Origin of the sequence: Methylobacterium crusticola, assembly GCF_003574465.1 — a bacterium.
In the GTDB taxonomy this organism is placed as follows: Bacteria; Pseudomonadota; Alphaproteobacteria; order Rhizobiales; family Beijerinckiaceae; genus Methylobacterium; species Methylobacterium crusticola.
Map to the genome: position 1 here is coordinate 1 of NZ_KZ984636.1, position 18,085 is coordinate 18,085.

Below are 18,085 nucleotides of genomic sequence, written 5' to 3' on the forward strand. Positions count from 1 at the left end.
GTGAGAGATGCCGGTGGACGGTGGCGCGCGAGACGCGCCAGGTCCGACAGACCCGGGCCAGCCCGTAAGCGGTGCCGCTGGACGGCGAGACGGCCCGGCTCATGGCCGCGACCTCCTGCGGGCCAAAGGGCCGGGGCCGCGCGCCTCCAGGGCGTCGATCTTGGCCTCCAGCAGTTCGCGCTCCAGCAGCATCTCGCCGAGCTTGGCCTTCAGACGCCCGCTCTCCAGGGCTTCGGGCTCGGTGGGCCGGGTCGCCAGGCTCGCCTCACCCGCCGCCAGGAAGGCGTCGCGCCAGCCCGACAGGGTCGCAGCGGTCACGCCCAGGCTGCGCGAGACGCTCTCCAGGTCCTCGCCGCGCAGCAGCCGCAGCACCGCATCGCGCTTGCGTTGCCGGGACATGCGCCCGCCGCGGCCGGGACCGGCCGCGTCTGCATCCGCCCTCGTGTTCGTCGTCATCGTCCTACCCCTGTCGCGGAGACCGTCCGCTAACGGGGTGTCTCAAGCAACCGTGGGGCGGAGGAGCGGCTTCCTACCGGAGGTCTGGATTGCGGACGAGGCGACGCTTGGACTCCAACGCCAAGTCACACGCCGCACCCATATCGTGCAGCAACGAACGCGGCTGAAGACGATGGTGCAGTTGGTCCTGCACGCCCACCTCGTCACGCCCTGCCTGTCAATCAGGCCTCCGCCTCTACCACTAATGGCCGGCACGAGCGGCGTCCGGTCCGCCCGGAATGCCGCAGCGGTCAGCGCCGCGGCAGAACCGCATCGTCGGGCTGCGGTAGGACACGGGCGAGCGCCATCGCGATCTCCGATGCGATCAGTGGCCACTGCACGAGCTCGCCGATACCGGCGCGTGCCAGCGCGGCGGGATCGTCGGCGGCTGCCGAGCCAGCCGCGAGGATCAGCGGGAGGCGGGGATCCTTGCGCTGCAGGGCGGAAGCGAAGCTCAGCCCCAAAGCCGGCGATGTCGGCTGGCCGATCAGCACGGCCGCGAACCGATCGGAAGCCGCTTCACAGGCCGAGAGCGCATGGTCCAACTGCGAGAATCCAACCGGCTCATAGCCGAGGGCTGCCAGAACCTCCTCGTCCCTCAGCCGGGAGGTCGGGTCCGGATCGAGCACCAGGACGGTCTGCCCCTGTCCCAAGGGCACAGTGGGCGTGGCTCGAGGAACGGCTTGCAACCCGGCAACCCCGGAGATCGTCGTGCAGGGAAGCCAAACCGCAAAGCAGCTGCCGGCACCTGGCTGGCTGGTGACCATAATCGTGCCGCCGTGCTCGCGCACTATTTCGCGTGCCGTTGCGAGGCCGAGCCCATTGCCTGCCGGGCGTGTACTGAAGAACGGCTCGAAGATCCGGCTGCGCGTTGCCTCGTCCATGCCGCGGCCCCGATCCTCGACGAGGATCCGGATGTAGGTCCCGGCAAGCAACGGCTCGGGAAGCCCCGAGGTCGAAGCCCCAAGCTGACGGATCTCGGTCCTGATCAGAATCGGCCCCACCCCGTTCATCGCCTGCGCGGCGTTGTTGCCGAGGTTCAGGATCACCTGCTGCAACTGGGTGGCGTCGCCGGAGGCCACAGCATCCGGGCCGCCCTCCCGGAGCGTCAGATCGATGCCGGGCGGCAGCGATGCGCGCAGCAGTGAGACGCACTCGCTCAGCATCGCCGATATGCGGACGGGCCTGCGGGCGGAGTCGGGCCGGCGGCCGAAGGTGAGGATCTGGTCGATCAGGTCCCGCGCGCGCTCCCCGGCCCGCCGGATTTCACTGAGGTGCGGCCTCGACCGGTCCCTCGGGTGAACCTGCGCCTCCGCCATCTCCGTGTAGCCGAGGATCGCCCCGACGATGTTGTTGAAGTTGTGGGCGACCCCGCTCGCCAGCGCCCCGACCGTCTCCATGCGCCGCGCCTGTTGCAGCCGGCGCTCGAGCCGTGCCCGGTCTTCCTCTAACAATTCCCGCCCGACAGCGTTCGCGAAGACGTCGAAGACCATCCGGACGAGGACACGCTCGTCGCTCCGCAGATCGAGCCGGGACCGGATGCCGTCGAAGCCGAGCAGTCCAATCTCGCCCTGACCCGTCTTCCTGGAGACGTACGCCCAGTCGTTCAGTCCCAGAGTGGAGAGGGCACCGGTTACGGATTCCGCGGTAACCTGCACTGCCGGCGGGACAAGAACAACATCCCCTTGCTGAAACGCCGAGCGCGCCGCGAGCATGCGGGTGCGCTCGGCCCAGCCGGGCGGTAGCGGTGTCCCATCCGCGCTCCAATAGTAGGTACGTCCTCCCCGGTCGGAGCGTTCGCGGTCCGTGTTCTTCTCCGTGGAGAGCAGGAAGTAGGCGCGTCCCGCGCCGAGATGCTCGGCAAGTGCAGCCAACGCCCTCTCGATGCGGGAGCCGAGTTCCTGCGGCGGCGCATCGATGAAGCCGAGGGATAGCTGGGTGATCAGGTGCTCCAGCGCGGCGCGTCTCTGGAGGCTCATCGCCCGCGACCGGAGCTGGACTGCGAGATGGACGAGGACCACTGCGAGGGCGATCGAAACCGCGTAGAGCGTAACCCGGAAGCGTCGTGCGGTCTCGCGGGACGCGCTCTGGTGGGTGAGCACCATGGTGCGAAGGTCGGCCTGCTGTCGGTCGACCGGGATCGCCAGGAGCGTCCGCAGGACGCCGTCGAGGCTCGGCAGGAGGCGATGCAGCACCCGACCGTGGGCGAGAAGCGCCTGGATGTCCGTCTGGTCGCGCGCGCCGACCTCCTCCGTCAGCCTGTCGAGCCGGTCCGCGGCCTCGGCTGACGAAGCCGGGGAGGTGTCGAGCGTCAGGTGCAGCATCGCGGCGGCGAGTTCGCTCACGCGGGCGAGCAGCCGGCTGTCGTCGCCGTTCTTCGTGATGGACGTGCCGAACAGGCCGAAATACGCGAGTGAGTTCTGAAGGAGCGCGTTCTCCGCTTTGAAGCGCTCGATCAGCTCCTCCTGCTGGCGGACGGATGCGGCCAGCCTGCTGATCGCGGCGCCTCGTGAGGGCGAGGCGATCCGGCGCATCTGCCCGACGATCTCATAGAGGGTCGCGATCTCCCGCACGAGGGGATCGTAATTGTGCAGCGACCCCGCCCGGGCCATCAGGACGTCCTTCTGCAGGGCGTTCTGCGTGATCGCCATCCGGTCGAGGTTCTGCAGGGCCTGGTCGTACATCTCCGCGTCGGCATTAACCGCGCGGAAGGACAGCCATGTCAGCAACAGCAGCAGCGGTACGGCGAGCAGCGCGGGAGCGATTTTCATGGCGTCGCCGGCCGCAGTGGCTTACCTTGGTAGCGCCCGGTCAGAGTCCGCAGGAACGCGACGATCCTGTCGATTTGCCCATCCGTCAGCGTCTGGTTGAGCTGAGACTTCGCCATCCTGCGCACCGCCTCTTGCAGCGTGGCAGCGCTTCCGTCGTGGAAGTAGGGCGATGTCACCGCGACGTTCCTAAGACTGGGCACCCGCAGGACCTCGGGCCGATGTGGTGATAGGCGGTGGAAGACGCCGAGCCGCTGCTTGAGATTCGCGCCGATGTTCACCCCCTGGTGGCAGGACACGCAGCCCAGCGACTTGAAGGTCTCGTACCCACTCTGCTCCTCCGCCGAGAGAGCGGCTGTGTCGCCGCGAAGCCAGCGGTCGAACGGGCTGTCTGGTGTGACCAGCGATCGTTCGTAGGTCGCAAGGGCGTCGAGCAGGTCGGCTCGGTTCGGATGGCGGCCGAACGCGAGTCGGAACTGCTGCGCGCGATCCGCATCGTTCCGTATGCGAACCAGGAGCTCGTCGATTCGAGCGCCCATGATGTCGGGACTCTCGAGCGAGCTCTCGGCCTGCTCCTCAAGGGTCCGGAACTGCCCTTCCCAACCGAGCCGATAGCTCAGCGCAACGTTGAAGACTGTGGGGGTGTTGTAAGGCGGATCCGAGCCGGTGAGCACCGAGCTTCGCACGCGGCCGTCCGCGCCGTTGGTGTGGGTGTCGTGGCACGACGCACAGGAATGCGCTCCGTCACCTGACAGGCGGGCGTCCGCGAAGAGGTTCTCGCCGAGCGCCAGCACACGCGGATTGGCTGCAGGCGGCACCGGGATTGGGCTGATCGGCTCCTGATCGACAGGAGACGTCGCCACCCCTTTCGAAAGAGGAGGCGCCCCCACGGGCGCGGTTGCAGCAGCCATCAGCCCTGCGCCGAGCACCCATGGAAGCGCAGGGTAGCAGGCGCGAATGAGCCAGTTTACATGGGGTCTCATCTCAGCTTCTCCCGGGCCGTTGACGTGATCATCCAGATTGCGGCTCGCGCGGACGTGCGGCCCGGGACGTTGCCGACCACTCGTCTTCCTGCGAGCCGACCCATCAGGCTCGTTCCACCGCCACCGGCAGCGCGAAGACGTATCCGACCCCGCGCTCCGTCCGGATGATGCGGGGCTGACTGGGATCGGCTTCCAGCTTGCGCCGCAGCCGGAGGATCTGGACGTCGATGCTGCGGTCGAAGACGTCCTCGTGCACGCGGGTCGCCTGGAGGAGGTGCTCGCGGCTGAGCGGCCGCTGCGGGGCCGTCACGAAGGCCAGCAGCAGCGCGTACTCGCCCTTCGTCAGCATCACCGCCTCGCCGTCCGGGTTGGTTAGCCGGCGCGTCCGCGTCGAGAGCTGCCAACCGTCGAAGTGGTAGGTCGAGTACGTGCCACCCTCCCGCTGGACAGCCCGCCAAGCCTCCTGGCGGCGTAGGACGGTGCGGATGCGCGCGAGCAGCTCCCGGGGGCTGAAGGGCTTCGTCAGGTAGTCATCCGCGCCGAGCTCGAGACCGATCACGCGGTCGATCTCGTCGCGGCGATGGCCCGTGGCAATGATCACCGGAAGTTCTGAACGCGCCCGGATCTCGCGCAGCAGGCCGAGGCCGTCGTCCGACCCGAGGCGCAGGTCGAGGATTATGAGATGCGGCTCGCTCGCCCGCAGACGCGCTGCCATCTCCTGACGGTTGGATGCGGTCTGCACGTGGACGTTGTGCTCGCCGAGGTATCTGGCGAGCAAGTCGCGCATCGCGGGATCGTCATCGACCACCAGGACGCGGATTGGAAGTCTCATCGTGCGGGCTGTATGCTCACAAGACAACACTATCTCAGTCATTGGAGGTAGCCCCAATTATTTCCAAGATGTCCCGCTGTCGCCGGAACAGTTCGTCGCGCAAATTCTAAGATGATGTTATTTATTGCCGTCAAAGCGGAAGATCGCGGTCTGAGTGGATCTGCCGTGTCCGAGGCGGTCGCGGTCGATCACCCGGCAGCCCCCGCCAAATAAAAACAGCATCTGATTGTCACTGTCGTCGGCACTTTGCAGCCAGTCGTAGTGCAAGATGATCGGCTGCGCCTCTTTCGGACCCAATCCTTGTAGAAAATCCGCATTCCGTTCTTCGTAATGATGGTGCTCGTCGGTCGATTCTACCCTATTTCGGAGTGACGAGAGCCGCGCTATGCTAGGAACAAATCAAAAGCCTTCTGAGGAAGCAGAAGATCACTGCAACGATCATATTGGAGTTGAAGCCTGTAGCACGCAACGAGGCGGATCGTTCGATCTCCGCCAAAGCTCCTGTGTTTCCCGCCAGTTCAGAAATTTGTGAAAGCATCGGAGCTGCAACACTGCTGTAGCGCGAGCGAGCGACAAGGAGGTGCCGCGCCGAGGATGTCACCTCGACGGTTGCGACCATCCAGACTGCTGCGTCTTGGGTGACGCTCGATCGCCTCGCCGTCTTGAACCGCCAAAGGAACCCCATGACTGTAACGGCACATGCAGCCCAAACCGTGCTCGCCCGCATCGAGACCTACAAGCGGACCGAGATCGCTGAGGCGAAGCTGCGCGTCTCGGAATCGGAGCTAGAGGCCCGCGCCGCGGCCCAATCTCCACCCCGCGGCTTCGCGGACGCGATCGTCGCGCACGTCGCGGTTGGGCGGCCGGCACTCATCGCGGAGGTGAAGAGGGCCTCACCCTCGAAGGGGCTGATTCGGGCCGATTTCGACCCGGCGACGCTCGCCGCCGCCTACGAGGCCGGCGGGGCAACCTGCCTCTCGGTGCTGACCGACGAGCCCTCCTTTCGGGGCTGCCCGGAGTACCTCGTGGAAGCGCGCGCGGCCTGCTCGCTGCCGGTGCTGCGCAAGGATTTCATGTTTGAGCCCTACCAGGTGCTGGAGGCGCGGGCTTGGGGGGCGGATTGTGTGCTCGCGATCATGGCTTGCCTCGACGACGAGATGGCGTCGGCGATAGTCGGGGCCGCGCACGACCTCGGCATGGACGTACTGGTGGAGGTGCACGATGCGGCAGAGTTGGAGCGTGCAATCCCGCTGGGCACCCGCCTGATTGGCATCAACAACCGCAACCTGAAAACCTTCGAGGTCTCGTTAGAGACCGCGATCCGCCTCGCACCCGGTATCCCGAAGGACCGCATACCCGTCGCCGAGAGCGGCATTGCCGGCCACGCGGACGTGGTGCGCCTCGGCGCGAGCGGCCTGCACGCGGTGCTCGTCGGCGAGAGCCTGATGCGCGAAACTGATGTGACCGCGGCTACGCAGCGCCTCCTGTTCGGCGCGAACTGAGTTATGCGGCTGCAATCGACGGCAGCTCAGTCTGGGAGCACCTCCAGCACGATCTTGCCCTTGGGTGCAGCCTGCTCGCCTTCCAGCATGAAGTGGGCTTCACGCGCCCTTGCGAGCGGAAGGGCTGTCCCGACCCGTGTCCGGAGCTCGCCGCCTTCAAGGAGCCTGGCGAGGAGCGAGAGATGCTCGGTCGTCACCCGCACCAGGAAGAACTCCGCCCTGACGCCGTATTCGTCAGCACGTGCCTGGTCGGGCGGGGAGACTGCGGACACCAGCCTGCCGTTGCGGCGCAGGATCTTGAACGAGCGGGTCTGCGTCTTGCCTCCGACCAGGTCGAGGACGGCGTCGACCTCGCGTACCTCGTCCTCGAACCGCTGCGTGCGGTAGTTCACCACCTGCTCGGCGCCGAGGCTCCGGACATAGGCGAGGGCGTCGGCTCCCGCTGTTGCGATCGTGTGAAGACCGGCGCGCTTGGCAAGTTGTACGGCATAGGCCCCGACGTTGCCTGCCGCACCATGGATAAGCACGGTCTGGCCTAGCTGGAGCTGGGCTCGCTCGAACAATCCCTGCCAGGCCGTGACGGCGATCACGGGAACGGAAGCGGCCTGGACATGCGTGAGGGAGCGCGGCTTCCTGGCCAGCATCGCGGCAGAGGCGACGACGTACTCAGCATAGGCGCCAACGAATCTGGGGTTCGTCACGCCGAAGACTTCGTCGCCGGCAGCGAACCCAGTCACACCTGGGCCGAAGGCCTCGACGACCCCCGACAGGTCCGAGCCCAGGATTAGGGGAAGGGGCTGCGGCAGAACGCTTCGCCCCGCTCTGACCCAGCCATCCCAGGGTCCGACGCCGGCGGCGTGCACTCTGACGAGCACCTCGCCCTCACCCGGATCGGGCCGGGGCACGCTCTCGAAGCTCATTACCGTTGGCGGGCCGAACGCATGCACCCGCCACGCCATCATCGTTGCATGACCCGTCTCACTGTCGGAAATCTCGGGTGTCATGCCGTGCTCCTTCTACCTTCGGTCGCCACAGCAGCCGACATGGATCTACGGCGTTGCCGCCGCTCCCGGATCGGGAACAGTCAGCGGCTTGTCGTCAGCGTCGACGATGAACACGGCCAGCAGACTGGCGGATTCGCTGCCGCTCGCGTTCTCGCTGGTCTGGTGATGGGCACCGGGCTCCTCGAAAAAGCTCTCGCCGGCGCGGTACACCTTGGCGGGCACGTCGCCCACGCGGCTGCGAACTGCGCCAGTCAGGACGCGCGCGTAGATGAAGGCGGAGCGGGCGTGCCGGTGTGGCAGCGACTTGCCGCCTGGCGGATAGGTGACGACTACCGCAATGAGACTCTTGCCTGGCACCTTGGGCAGCGCGTGCTCGAAGGCCGGCTCGACCGTCTCGAGGTCGTGCGCTTGTCCGGGCCGGGAAACGAGGGATGCCGAAGCCCAGCTTGCTGCGATGGCTACAGACGTAGCCAAGATGCGCTTGTTGTCTGAGGTCATGACACTCCTCCTTTCACCAGTGGCGGTCAAGCCGGTCGAGAAGCTGCCGAGCCCACCCCGACGCCTCCGCGAGTCGCTACACAGCCTCAGTGCGACCAGGGTGACGCGAGAATGATGCTGCAGAAGTTCATGCGCCTGTAGTTCGGATCCTTGAGCGCCAGCACGTCGGCCTTGACGTTGCCGAACGTCGTCTGCGGCTTCCTGATCGTTCCTTCTGCGAAGTGGTCGATGACCGCTTCCTTGAAGTTGTGCTCGCGCGGATGGTGCGCGCAGACGTGCTCGCGTTGCTCGGGCGTGAACTCGTCGTAGGCGAGGCCGAGCACATCCATCTCGACGCCGGCCGTCACCAGAGCGATCGTCGCGCGCATGTGTTTGGGGACACCGGGCGTGGTGTGCAGGGCGATCGAGGTCCAGACGTCCTCGATGTCGCGCTCCGGCACGCCATAGCTCTTCAGGAAGTCGCGGGCGGCGTTCGCGCCGTCGACTTCGAAGCGCAGGTCCTTGCTCGCATAGGCGCCGGTCAGTCCCATGTCGTGGAACATCGCGCCCATGTAGAGCAGCTCGGGATCGTACTTCAGGCTCCGGCGCTTGCCGGTCAGCGCGCCCCAGAAGTAGACCCGGCGGCTGTGATTGTACAGCAAGTCGTCTTCGGTATCTCGGACGAGCTGCGTCGCGGCTCGGGCCATCACGCTGTCGGGCACGCGAATGCCCGCGACGGTCTCCGGTAGGTGCAGGCTCTGGTTCATCGTCTTCGCTCCCACTGTGTCAAGTTTAGTCAAATCAGTAGGTCGCGAGCGGATCGCTGGCAGGGAAGCTGTCGGCGAGCGCCTGATCGAGCCAAGTGTCCGCGTTAGTCGTCGGCGGCAGCGAAGTATGGCATTCGCACGTCGCAACACTCTCCGAAATATTTTCGGACATCGGCAACTCCTCGTTCGCTATATAAAAATTGACACCAACGCTGGATTATCTGGAGATGTTCTGCAACGGATAGTGGGGCGCCGGCTTGTCGCATGCAACGAGGTGGATGCCGCAAACTCCGCCAACCATACCGACTTTTCCGCCAGGCGGTCGCGGCGGTCGAGAAGGCGGTGCTAAACGTCCGAGGTTTGGGAGGCGATCATGCCCGACCGTAGCATCGCAATCGTGATCCACGATGGGGTTCAGGCGCTCGACGTCACAGGCCCAGGAGACGTCTTCGCCGAAACGAATGGCATCCTGGGTGGGAGCGCGTCCTACCGGACTGTGCTGGTGGCGCAGACGCGCAAACCCGTCACCGCATCGAACGGCATGCGCCTGCTCCCCGACTTCAGCTTCGAGGAGGCGCAGCAGCCCTTCTCGATCGTGCTCGTCGCCGGCGGACCCGAACTTCCGACGGCGCCGCCTGACGAGGAGCTGTCGGCCTGGTTGAGGATGGCCTCTGCACAGGCGGACCTCTACGGCTCGATCTGCACGGGCGCCTTCGCACTCGGCCATGCCGGCCTGCTCGACGGGCGGGCGGCAACCACCCACTGGCAGGTCGCCCAGCACCTCGCCGCCCTCTTCCCACAGGCGAGGATCGATCCCGACCGGATCTACCTGCGCGACGGCCGCCTCATCACCTCGGCCGGCGTCACGGCCGGGATTGATCTCGCACTGGCTCTGGTCGCGGAAGATCATGGGGCGGTGATCGCCCAAGCCGTGGCCAAGCGGCTTCTGGTGATCGCTCAGCGTCAAGGCGGCCAATCGCAGTTCAGTCCCTTCCTGGCGGCACCTGTCGATGCAGGTTCGCCTCTCGCCAGAGTACAGCAGCATGTGCTGGAGCATCTCGGTGAGACGCTCTCCGTCCGGCAACTCGCCGCCGTCGCGCAGACCAGCGAGCGGACTCTGTGGCGGCTGTTCAAGGACGTCGGTCTGACGCCGCATGACTTCGTCGAGGGAGCGCGAGTGGATGCCGCGCGCAACCTGCTGGAGGGCAGCGAGACGCCCCTCAAGGTGGTCGCCTACGACTGCGGCTTCGGCAATCCCGAGCGGATGCGGGCGGTCTTCTGTCGACGGCTGGGTGTTTCGCCTGCGCAGTACCGCGACAGCTTCCGCATGCGCTCGGACAGCTTCAAAGCCGCCGAGTAGCCAACAACCGGCATCGTTCGTCCAACTGGGTGTGGATCAAGCGCTCGGCCGATTACAGCTGCAACGAAGATCCCGGCGGATCGAAACGCCGATGTCATCGAGCCAGCCGAAACCTGACCAGACGCTGCGAAGCGCAAATACCGTTCGGCAAAGGCACATCCATGCCGCTTCACATACTCTGCATATCCTGGGGCACGTCGGGCAATCTCAGCCCCATGCTCACCGCGGGGCGTCAGCTGCGCCGGGCCGGACACCACGTGCGTGTCATGGCTGATCCAGCAATGCGGGGTGAGGTCGAGGGCGCCGGGTTCCCGTTCATCACGTGGCGGCGCGCGCCAACCGGGTGCAAGGCGGATCCCACCGACCACTCCGACATGCGCGATTGGAACCGTAGGGCGATCTTCGCTCCGGCTGCCGCCTATGCAGCCGATACGTTCGACGAGATCCGACGCAGCCGGACCGACGCCGTCCTCGGCCTCGACATCCTCTTCGGCTGCGCGCTTGGCGCCGAGGCGGCTGGTGTGCCCTACGCGATGCTGTCTCCCCATGTCAGCATCCGGCCGGTGCCAGGCATACCTCCGACCTCCAGCGGTCTCAACCCTCCGACTTCGCCCGAGGAGCACGCGCAGGTGGCGGCGGCGGCCGAGCGGATTGTCACGCTGATGGACGGCTTCCTACCCCTGCTCAACAGGGCGCGGGCGGGTCTCGGGCTGAGACCCTTGGCAAGGACCTTCGACCTCTACGACCGCGTGGATCGCGTCTTCCTGGCCATCAGTGCGGCCTTCGACTTCGAGGCCACCGCTTTGCCCTGGAACTATCGTTATGTTGGGCCGCTACTCGACGAGCCGGTTTGGTCGAAATCCGAGCTACCAGCCTGGCCCGCAACGAAGCGGCCGCGCGTGCTGATCGCCTGCAGCACCGGGGCCCAGAACCAGACCGAACTGATCCAACGAATCGTGCGCGCCGTCGGGAGCGTCGATGTCGAGGCCGTCGTTACGGCAGGGCTTAAGGTCCGCTTGGAGGATCTGCCAGCGACCGAGAACGTGCGTGTGGTGCCTGCGGCGCCGCATGACAGCGTCATGGACCAAGTGTCGCTCGTCGTCAGCCAGGGCGGGCACGGGACGGTCAGCAGGGCGCTGCTCCATGGATTGCCACTGCTCGTCATCCCAATAGGCCGCGACCAGGGCGACAACGCCGCGCGCGTCCAGGTGCGCGGTGCCGGCCTCAGCCTGCCGCCGACCGCCCTCGAGGCCGAGATCGCCGACGCTGTGCGCTGGCTGCTCGCGGAGCCCCGGTTCCGTGCCGCTGCAACCAGATTGGGGGCAGCGATGCGGGCGGACATGGACGCGGCCGGCTTGGTCCCCGAGATCGAGGCGATGGCGGTCGCGCCCTACGCCCCTACACGGGCCCAAGCCCGCGAGCGAACCCCGGCATGAGCCCTCCCGGCCGGACCCTTGTGCGCCCCGTCGCGCCTGGCTCCGCAGGGTTCTCGGCCCTGCTCGGGTTGATGGCTGCTCTGCCGACCTTCAGCATCGACATGATCCTGCCGAGTCTCTCGGCCACGGCCGCCGCACTCGGGGTGCAAGGCTGTGATATCGGCTTAGCGCTGAGCGCCTACCTGCTGAGCCTCGGAGCAGCACTGCTCGTCTACGGGCCCCTGTCCGACTGCTTCGGCCGCAAGCCGGCCGTCGTCTGGGGCTGCGTGATCCTGATCGTCGCAAGCGCTGGCTGCATTCTGGTGCAGTCGCTGGCGCAGCTCTTCGCCTTCCGCGTGCTGCAGGGGATCGGCGCCTCCGGACCGGGTATGGCGGCCTTCGCCCTTGTGCGGGACCGGTTCGAGGGCGAGGAGGCGCGTGCGAAGATGACCTTCGTCGTCCTCGTCATCAACGTCGTGCCGATGTTGGCTCCGAGTGTCGGCGCCGTGCTGCTCGGGATCGGAGGCTGGCGCCTGATCTACGCCGCACCCATCGCCGCGGCCCTGGTCCTGCTGCTCGCCATGACGTTCTTCGACGAGCCCGCGCCGCTCGATCTCCGGTCTCGGCTCGGACCCGCGGAAGTCGCCGGCGTGTACCGACGTGTGCTGACGAACCCGGTTTTTCTCGGCAACGCGCTCTGCAATGCCGCCATGGGCGGTGCGGTGTACGCCTACATCACGGGTTCCTCGCTGTTCTTCATCGATGCTCTCGGCTTCAGCCCCGAGCGGTACGGCCTGATCTTCGGCGCGAGTTCCCTGTCCGTCATGGGTGGTGCCTACCTCAATGGGCGGCTCAGTGGTCTGGGCCTCTCGGTCGGTCGCGCGACCGCGCTGGGGCTCGCCCTGGCGACGCTCGTCGCAGTGATCCTGTTGGTCGCGGCGCTGACCAAGTCGTCCTCGCCCGTGCCGGTGGTCTTCGCGATGGTCGGCGTGGCTCTCGCCTTCGGGCTGATCTCGCCGAACGCGATGCACGCCGCGATACACCCCATGCCTGAGATCGCGGGTTCGGCCAGTACCGTGGCGATCCTTCTCCAGACCGCTGTAGCGGCGGTCTCGAGCGACCTCGTCGCTCGACTCTTCGACGGGCACACGGTCCTGTCGATGGCTGGGGTGATGCTCGGGTTCTGCATCATCGCCGCCGGCTTCCACGGGGGGCTAGCCCGCCCCGCCGAACACGAGGCCGCAACTGCCCTGCTTCGGCCGACCGAAGCGAGAGCGAAAGGAGAGGCCTCATGACGGTTGCCAAGTGCCGAGCGGAGTCGGAGTTCACGACCCACGACGGCGTACGGCTTGCGCATGTCGAGGCAGGACCGCGCACGTCGGAACTCCCGCCGCTGGTTCTCGTCAACGGCTGGACGGGCGACCATGGGATCTTCACGCCCCAGATCGCCTACTTCTCGCCCGAGCGGCGGGTCGTCGCCGTCGACCTCAGGGGCCATGGGGCGAGCGATGCGCCCGAGCAGGAGTACACGATGGCGGGGTTTGCCGACGACGTCGCCTGGCAATGCCGTGCGATCGGCCTCGAGAAGCCCGTCGTCATTGGACACAGCCTTGGAGGCGCCGTCGCGCTCGAACTCTGCGGCCGGTATCCGGGTCTCGCCGCCGGCCTCGTGATGATCGACTCGATGGTGATGGCTCCCCCCGCGATGCGCGACCACCCTGACGCTCGCCGGCTTCTGGAGGGCATCGGCGGTCCGGGCTACCTCGCTGTGTCGCAGGCGAATGCCTGGGCGATCGGGTGCGACTTCGACGACCCACAGCGGCGCCGGGAGATATTCGAGAACTACATCCTGGGCCCTTGCCTGAGGACGCCTCAGCACGTGGCGTACTCCGCGATTGGAAACTTCATCTTGGACCACGATCCGGTCCCGGCTGCTGCGGCCTGTAGGATCCCGATGGCCTACATCTCGGCCGATGTCCCCGCCATAGAGACAGGACGCGACCTCGAGCGGCTGAGGAGGTTCTGCCCGCAGCTCGTAACGGCCAAGACCCTCCTGGCTGGTCACTTTAACACGATCGAGGTCGCTGAGCAGGTCAATGCGATGATCGAGCGGTTCCTGGCCGTGGGATTGCGGCGGAGGACCATGCGGCCGGAGCACTGTTGGACGTCGTAGCCGTGTTCCACTCAGCCTTTGTCAGCCGTACGCCGTTCGCTCTGGCGAGGACGTTCGCCGCGCCTGCACCGCATCTCGGCTCCAGCACTGCGGCTGCCTGGCAGGAAATAAGCGGGTCTTGGCGGATAGCGAATGGTCAGCCTCCTTGCACGAGACACGCTACGGCTCCAATACAGTGTCCATAGTGATCACGTGCTTCTTATCAGGAGCTTAAGGGTCCGGTCATTTAAGGGCCGCCACTCCGGATTACCGGAGATTTGGCTGATGAAGTTCGAGACGGCCAAGGATTGGGCGGAGATCTTCTACAGGCACCGAGGCGCGAAGGACGTGCGGTCGGTCGTGCCCTCGCAAATCACAGCAGATCCGGAGATCCATGATGGCCCATCAACGCAGCTTTGTTCTCGTCCACGGCGCCTGGTACGGCGGCTGGGTCTGGCAGGACGTCCTCGCCAGGCTGCGCGGCCTTGGTCATCTGGCGAGCGCACCGACCCTGACCGGCCTCGGCGAGCGCCGGCATCTTGAGCGCGACCGCGTCGATCTGGCGGCCCACGTTGAGGATATCGTCGCGCACGTCGAGATGGAGGATCTGCGCAACGTGACCCTCGTAGGCTGGAGCTATGCCGGCATGGTCGTCACAGGCGTCCTGGCCCGTATCCCCAACCGGATCCGCGACATCGTCTACCTGGATGCTTTCCTGCCGAAGGACGGGCAGGCGCTGATCGACTACGTGCTGCCGGAGATCCGCCCAATCTATGAGTCCTCGCGCGCGAGCGACCTTCCAATTCCGCCCATACCGGTGACGGCTTCCGGCATCACGGACCCGAACACCGTCGCATTCGTCGAACCGCGGCTCGTCGGTCAGCCCTGGCGGACCTTCTTCCAGCCGGTTAAGGCACTGACCACGCGCCCCGACATCCCGCTTGCCTACGTGGTCTGCGCGCGGACCAATCCGTCGCCCTTCATGCTGCGTCTCCCGGAGATGCAGGCTGATCCTGCCATCCGCACGGCGATCCTCGCCACGCATCACCAACCCATGCTGTCGATGCCGGATGAGACCGTGGCGGTAATCGTCGGAGGCTGAGGGGATTGCGATGTACCGCTGGAGGTTCCCCTTCGTCGACACCACCGGCGATACCCGCCACCTCGCAGGGCTTCCCCGCCATTCCAGGCTCTCCCAGGTTCCGTAGCCAGCGAATGGAAGTAGATTGTAGATGCGGCTGGCAACAGCCGAAGGCCGGATCCAGCCAATCGCGATCGGAATCGCTGTTCGGCAGTCTCTTCGGCCACAGTATGGAAAATATAAGTCGCCAATAAGCAGGAGTTAAGCAATGACTAAAGAGATTTCTGGCGTCAGGATTCCCGACAGCAAGATCGCCCGGGAGGCGGCCGAGCTGGTGCGCCAGCATCAATCCGAGATGTTATTCAACCACTCCGTCCGAGTTTACGTCTTCGGCGCGATGAAGGGTACTCGTGAAGGCCTGAAATTCGACTCCGAACTGCTTTATGTCGCGTCGTTGTTCCACGACTTGGGACTCGTCGACGCCTACCACACTGACACAAAGCGCTTCGAAGTCGATGGGGCTGACGCCGCGCGCGAATTCCTCAGGAGCCACGGGGTTCCCGAACCGAAGGCGGATCTGGTCTGGGAAGCGATCGCCCTGCATACGACCCCCGGAGTGCCCGAATACATGCGGCCGGAGATCGCCCTCACGAAGGCGGGCGTCGTGATGGATGTGCTCGGTGTCGGATATGACGGGTATACCCCCGCGGAGCGCGCACAAACTATTTCCGCATTCCCTCGCGGTGACTTTAAGAATGAGTTTATTAAAGATCAACTCCGCTCGGCGTTGAAGAAACCTCAGACGACGTTCGGGACTTTCAACTTCGAGTATATTGAGAATTTTGACCATACGTTTTGTAAGCCGAATGTGTGTACGCGGATTCACGCTGCACCCTGGGCGAATTGAGCCTCAGATACTGATCCACTTACGGAAACGGAGAGAGTTGTGCTTAAGTTAATTCTCGGATCATCTGACTCCTTCGCTGTATCAAGCGAAAACTAACCTGATTTGTTGTGTGTGTCACCATGTATGGATCGCTGACGTTCCTCATCTGGCTGACCCTCGGCGCCTTCGCCATCGGCACTGAGGGTTTCATGATCGCCGGTCTGCTCCCCGCCCTGGCGCGAGACCTGGACGTCGGGCTGGCCGCAGCCGGCCACTTGGTCACCGCTTTCTCCCTAGCCTATGCCGTCGGCGCGCCAATCATGGCCGTGCTGACCGCTCGGCTGGAGCGGCGGCGCCTGCTGGCCATCGCCATGGGCGGCTTCACTCTTGCCAATCTGCTCGCCGCGGTTGCGCCAGGCTATGCCGAGTTGTTGGCCGCGCGACTGCTGCTTGCACTGTCCGCCGCCAGCTTCATGCCGGCGGCCAGCGGCTATGCCGCTGCACTCGGAGGACCGGAGCGGCGGGGCCGCGCCCTGTCTATGGTCACCAACGGCCTCACCTTGGCGATCGTCGCCGGAGTGCCGCTCGGCGTGCTGGTGGGAGAAGGATTTGGCTGGCGCGCCACCTTCCTCGGCGTGGCTGGTCTGGCGGCACTTGCGCTGCTCGGCATACTCGCTGGATTGCCGCACCAGCCAGCAGGCACCACGGCCACCCTAGGCGAGCGTCTCGCGATGGCGAAGCGGCGCGACGTTCTCGCCGTGCTGGCGACCAGCGTGCTGACCGTGGCCGGCACCTTCACGATCTATACCTATCTCGGCGTCTTCCTGGCCGATGTGTCCGCCGTCGGCCCGCAGGGACTGGCATTGGTGCTGCTGGGCTTCGGGCTGGCAAGCGCGGCTGGCACGCGGCTCGGAGGCGACGCGGCCGACCGCTGGGGTGCACGCCCGACCGTGATCGTCGGCGGAGGTCTCACCCTGCTGGCCTATCTTGTCCTGTCGCTCGGTTCGGGAGTTGGGCCGAGGTCGGCTATGCCGATCCTATTTCCGGCCATCCTACTCTGGGGTTTGGCGAGTTGGGGACTGATGACGGCACAACAGGCACGGCTGGTTGCGCTGTCCTCGGCGCTGGCTCCCGTAAGCCTGTCCTTGAACTCCTCGGCCATCTACCTCGGCAGCGCAACGGGCGCGGCAGCGGGCGCGCTGGTCGTCGCCGAGGGCGCGGCGGCGCAGCTCGGCTGGCTGGCGGCGGGGTTCGGCCTGGCTGCACTGCTGCCGCTGCTAGCGGAAGGACGCAAGCGGGCTGGTTGAGGCCAAAGCTTTCGGCGAGGTTCACGGTCGGCAGGGCAGCCGAACTCGGGCTTCGAGCAGACTGAATGCAAATTCCAGCTGAAAGCGGCCATCCTGCTTGCCGGGCACCACGACGACTTCCAGGAGATGCTCCCTCGATTCGAACACGATCCAGAAAGTCTGCGCCACGAAAGACACCTGGAACAGTCGTTGAGATTGCCCCGGATCATACCAACGGCCCTCATCTTTGACCCGCGAGGGCCCATTCGCGCGAGCCNTCGCTTGCTGCCGGCTTTGCCAGACTTCTTCTCCTCGAAGATGCGGGAGCAGCCGGCGCCGGTGAGAGCGTCGCGCTGGAGGTCAAGGTTCTGGTCGGTGGTGGAGACGCGAGCGTAGCCGATAAGCATGTCAGGGTCGTGCCACAGGAGGGCACTTCCTGGCAGCAGTTTTCCTGTCGCGTTTTCCTGACATCGGCGGCTACGCCGCGCTCTTGCGTCAAGCGCGTCAACTGAGGCGGGTCTCAGACGTGTAATACCAACGGCCCTCGCCTTTGACCCGCGAGGGCCCATTCGCGCGAGCCGATAGAGGTGATTGTGTCGGGCTCGGAGGTCAGCCTGCGCCAGGCGTCGCACGCGGCATCGATGATCTCCTCGTAGGTGCTGAAGACGCGGTTGGAGAGCCAGGTCTGGCGCAGGTACTGCCAGATGGTCTCGACCGGGTTCAGCTCCGGGGCACGCGAGGGCAGCAGGATCAGGGTGATAGTCTCCGGAACCGCGAGGGCACCGGTCGTGTGCTAGCCGGCCCGGTCCAGCAGCAGCACCGCGTGGGCACCGCGGCGGACGGTGCGGGCGATCTCGTCGAGGTGAAGTTGCATGGCCTGGGTGTCAGCGAATGGGAGCGCCAGAGCGGCGCCGATGCCGCGCGCCGGGCAGATGGCGCCGAACAGGTAGGCGCTCTCGTAGCGCTCGGCCGGCTGCCGGGGCCTCGTTCCTGGTCTCGCCCACTGCCGCACGAGGCTGTTCTTCTGGCCGATCCGTGCGTCGTCCTGGAACCAGATCTCGATGGGCTTGCGCGTCG

General features: G+C 65.9%; 15 protein-coding genes and 3 pseudogenes. 8 read left to right on the plus strand and 10 right to left on the minus strand.

What is annotated here, in order from left to right; all coding sequences use genetic code 11:
- The 5 genes and pseudogenes from DT057_RS04070 to DT057_RS35365 form a co-directional block, all read right to left on the minus strand.
- Window positions 1-456 (minus strand): annotated as a pseudogene (locus DT057_RS04070) (IS3-like element ISMtsp5 family transposase); the annotation flags it as partial.
- 290 nt (window positions 457-746) lie between these two features.
- Entirely contained in the window at window positions 747-3,266 is a 2,520-nt protein-coding gene (locus tag DT057_RS04080; protein ID WP_128560846.1) for a two-component system VirA-like sensor kinase, read from the minus strand.
- On the minus strand, window positions 3,263-4,246 hold the full coding sequence (locus DT057_RS04085; RefSeq protein WP_244937333.1) for a cytochrome-c peroxidase: 984 nt from the start codon (window positions 4,244-4,246) through the stop codon (window positions 3,263-3,265). The genes DT057_RS04080 and DT057_RS04085 overlap by 4 nt, the downstream gene beginning before the upstream one ends.
- A gap of 103 nt (window positions 4,247-4,349) precedes the next feature.
- Window positions 4,350-5,078: a response regulator gene (locus tag DT057_RS04090; RefSeq protein WP_128560848.1), complete on the minus strand. Its 729-nt coding sequence runs from the start codon at window positions 5,076-5,078 to the stop codon at window positions 4,350-4,352.
- A gap of 117 nt (window positions 5,079-5,195) precedes the next feature.
- Window positions 5,196-5,345 carry a hypothetical protein gene (locus DT057_RS35365; protein WP_162501310.1) on the minus strand — a complete coding sequence of 50 codons (150 nt, stop codon included), beginning with the start codon at window positions 5,343-5,345 and terminating at the stop codon, window positions 5,196-5,198.
- 416 nt (window positions 5,346-5,761) lie between these two features.
- Between DT057_RS35365 and trpC the strand changes: the two genes are divergently transcribed.
- The gene (trpC, locus tag DT057_RS04095; protein WP_128560857.1) at window positions 5,762-6,580 is read left to right on the plus strand and encodes an indole-3-glycerol phosphate synthase TrpC; all 819 of its coding nucleotides are present in this window, start codon (window positions 5,762-5,764) and stop codon (window positions 6,578-6,580) included.
- 26 nt (window positions 6,581-6,606) lie between these two features.
- Here the strand turns inward: trpC and DT057_RS04100 are convergent, their stop codons facing one another.
- From DT057_RS04100 to DT057_RS04110, 3 genes are all read right to left on the minus strand, one after another.
- Window positions 6,607-7,542 carry an NADP-dependent oxidoreductase gene (locus DT057_RS04100; protein WP_128560858.1) on the minus strand — a complete coding sequence of 312 codons (936 nt, stop codon included), beginning with the start codon at window positions 7,540-7,542 and terminating at the stop codon, window positions 6,607-6,609.
- Window positions 7,543-7,629: 87 nt separating this feature from the next.
- Window positions 7,630-8,082 carry a cupin domain-containing protein gene (locus tag DT057_RS04105; RefSeq protein ID WP_128560849.1) on the minus strand — a complete coding sequence of 151 codons (453 nt, stop codon included), beginning with the start codon at window positions 8,080-8,082 and terminating at the stop codon, window positions 7,630-7,632.
- A gap of 86 nt (window positions 8,083-8,168) precedes the next feature.
- Window positions 8,169-8,828: an HD domain-containing protein gene (locus DT057_RS04110; protein ID WP_128560850.1), complete on the minus strand. Its 660-nt coding sequence runs from the start codon at window positions 8,826-8,828 to the stop codon at window positions 8,169-8,171.
- 373 nt (window positions 8,829-9,201) lie between these two features.
- On the opposite strand from DT057_RS04110, the gene DT057_RS04115 reads away from it, so the two are divergent.
- From DT057_RS04115 to DT057_RS04145, 7 genes are all read left to right on the plus strand, one after another.
- Window positions 9,202-10,188 (plus strand): GlxA family transcriptional regulator, encoded by a 987-nt coding sequence (locus tag DT057_RS04115; RefSeq protein WP_128560851.1) that lies wholly within the window; start codon window positions 9,202-9,204, stop codon window positions 10,186-10,188.
- A gap of 29 nt (window positions 10,189-10,217) precedes the next feature.
- A complete protein-coding gene (locus DT057_RS04120) occupies window positions 10,218-11,624 on the plus strand; it encodes a glycosyltransferase (protein WP_238313709.1) in 1,407 nt (468 codons plus the stop codon).
- Window positions 11,621-12,898, plus strand: coding sequence for a multidrug effflux MFS transporter (locus tag DT057_RS04125; protein WP_128560852.1), 1,278 nt, complete (start codon window positions 11,621-11,623; stop codon window positions 12,896-12,898). The genes DT057_RS04120 and DT057_RS04125 overlap by 4 nt, the downstream gene beginning before the upstream one ends.
- A complete protein-coding gene (locus DT057_RS04130; protein ID WP_128560853.1) occupies window positions 12,895-13,776 on the plus strand; it encodes an alpha/beta fold hydrolase in 882 nt (293 codons plus the stop codon). The genes DT057_RS04125 and DT057_RS04130 overlap by 4 nt, the downstream gene beginning before the upstream one ends.
- 376 nt (window positions 13,777-14,152) lie before the next feature.
- Window positions 14,153-14,857 (plus strand): alpha/beta hydrolase, encoded by a 705-nt coding sequence (locus tag DT057_RS04135; RefSeq protein WP_162501311.1) that lies wholly within the window; start codon window positions 14,153-14,155, stop codon window positions 14,855-14,857.
- 247 nt (window positions 14,858-15,104) lie between these two features.
- Window positions 15,105-15,743 (plus strand): HD domain-containing protein, encoded by a 639-nt coding sequence (locus DT057_RS04140; RefSeq protein WP_128560855.1) that lies wholly within the window; start codon window positions 15,105-15,107, stop codon window positions 15,741-15,743.
- Between the two features lie 119 nt (window positions 15,744-15,862).
- On the plus strand, window positions 15,863-17,029 hold the full coding sequence (locus tag DT057_RS04145; RefSeq protein WP_128560856.1) for an MFS transporter: 1,167 nt from the start codon (window positions 15,863-15,865) through the stop codon (window positions 17,027-17,029).
- Between the two features lie 257 nt (window positions 17,030-17,286).
- Here the strand turns inward: DT057_RS04145 and DT057_RS04150 are convergent.
- Window positions 17,287-17,415 (minus strand): annotated as a pseudogene (locus DT057_RS04150) (recombinase family protein); the annotation flags it as partial.
- Window positions 17,416-17,528: 113 nt separating this feature from the next.
- Window positions 17,529-18,085, minus strand: a pseudogene (locus tag DT057_RS04155) (IS630 family transposase); the annotation flags it as partial.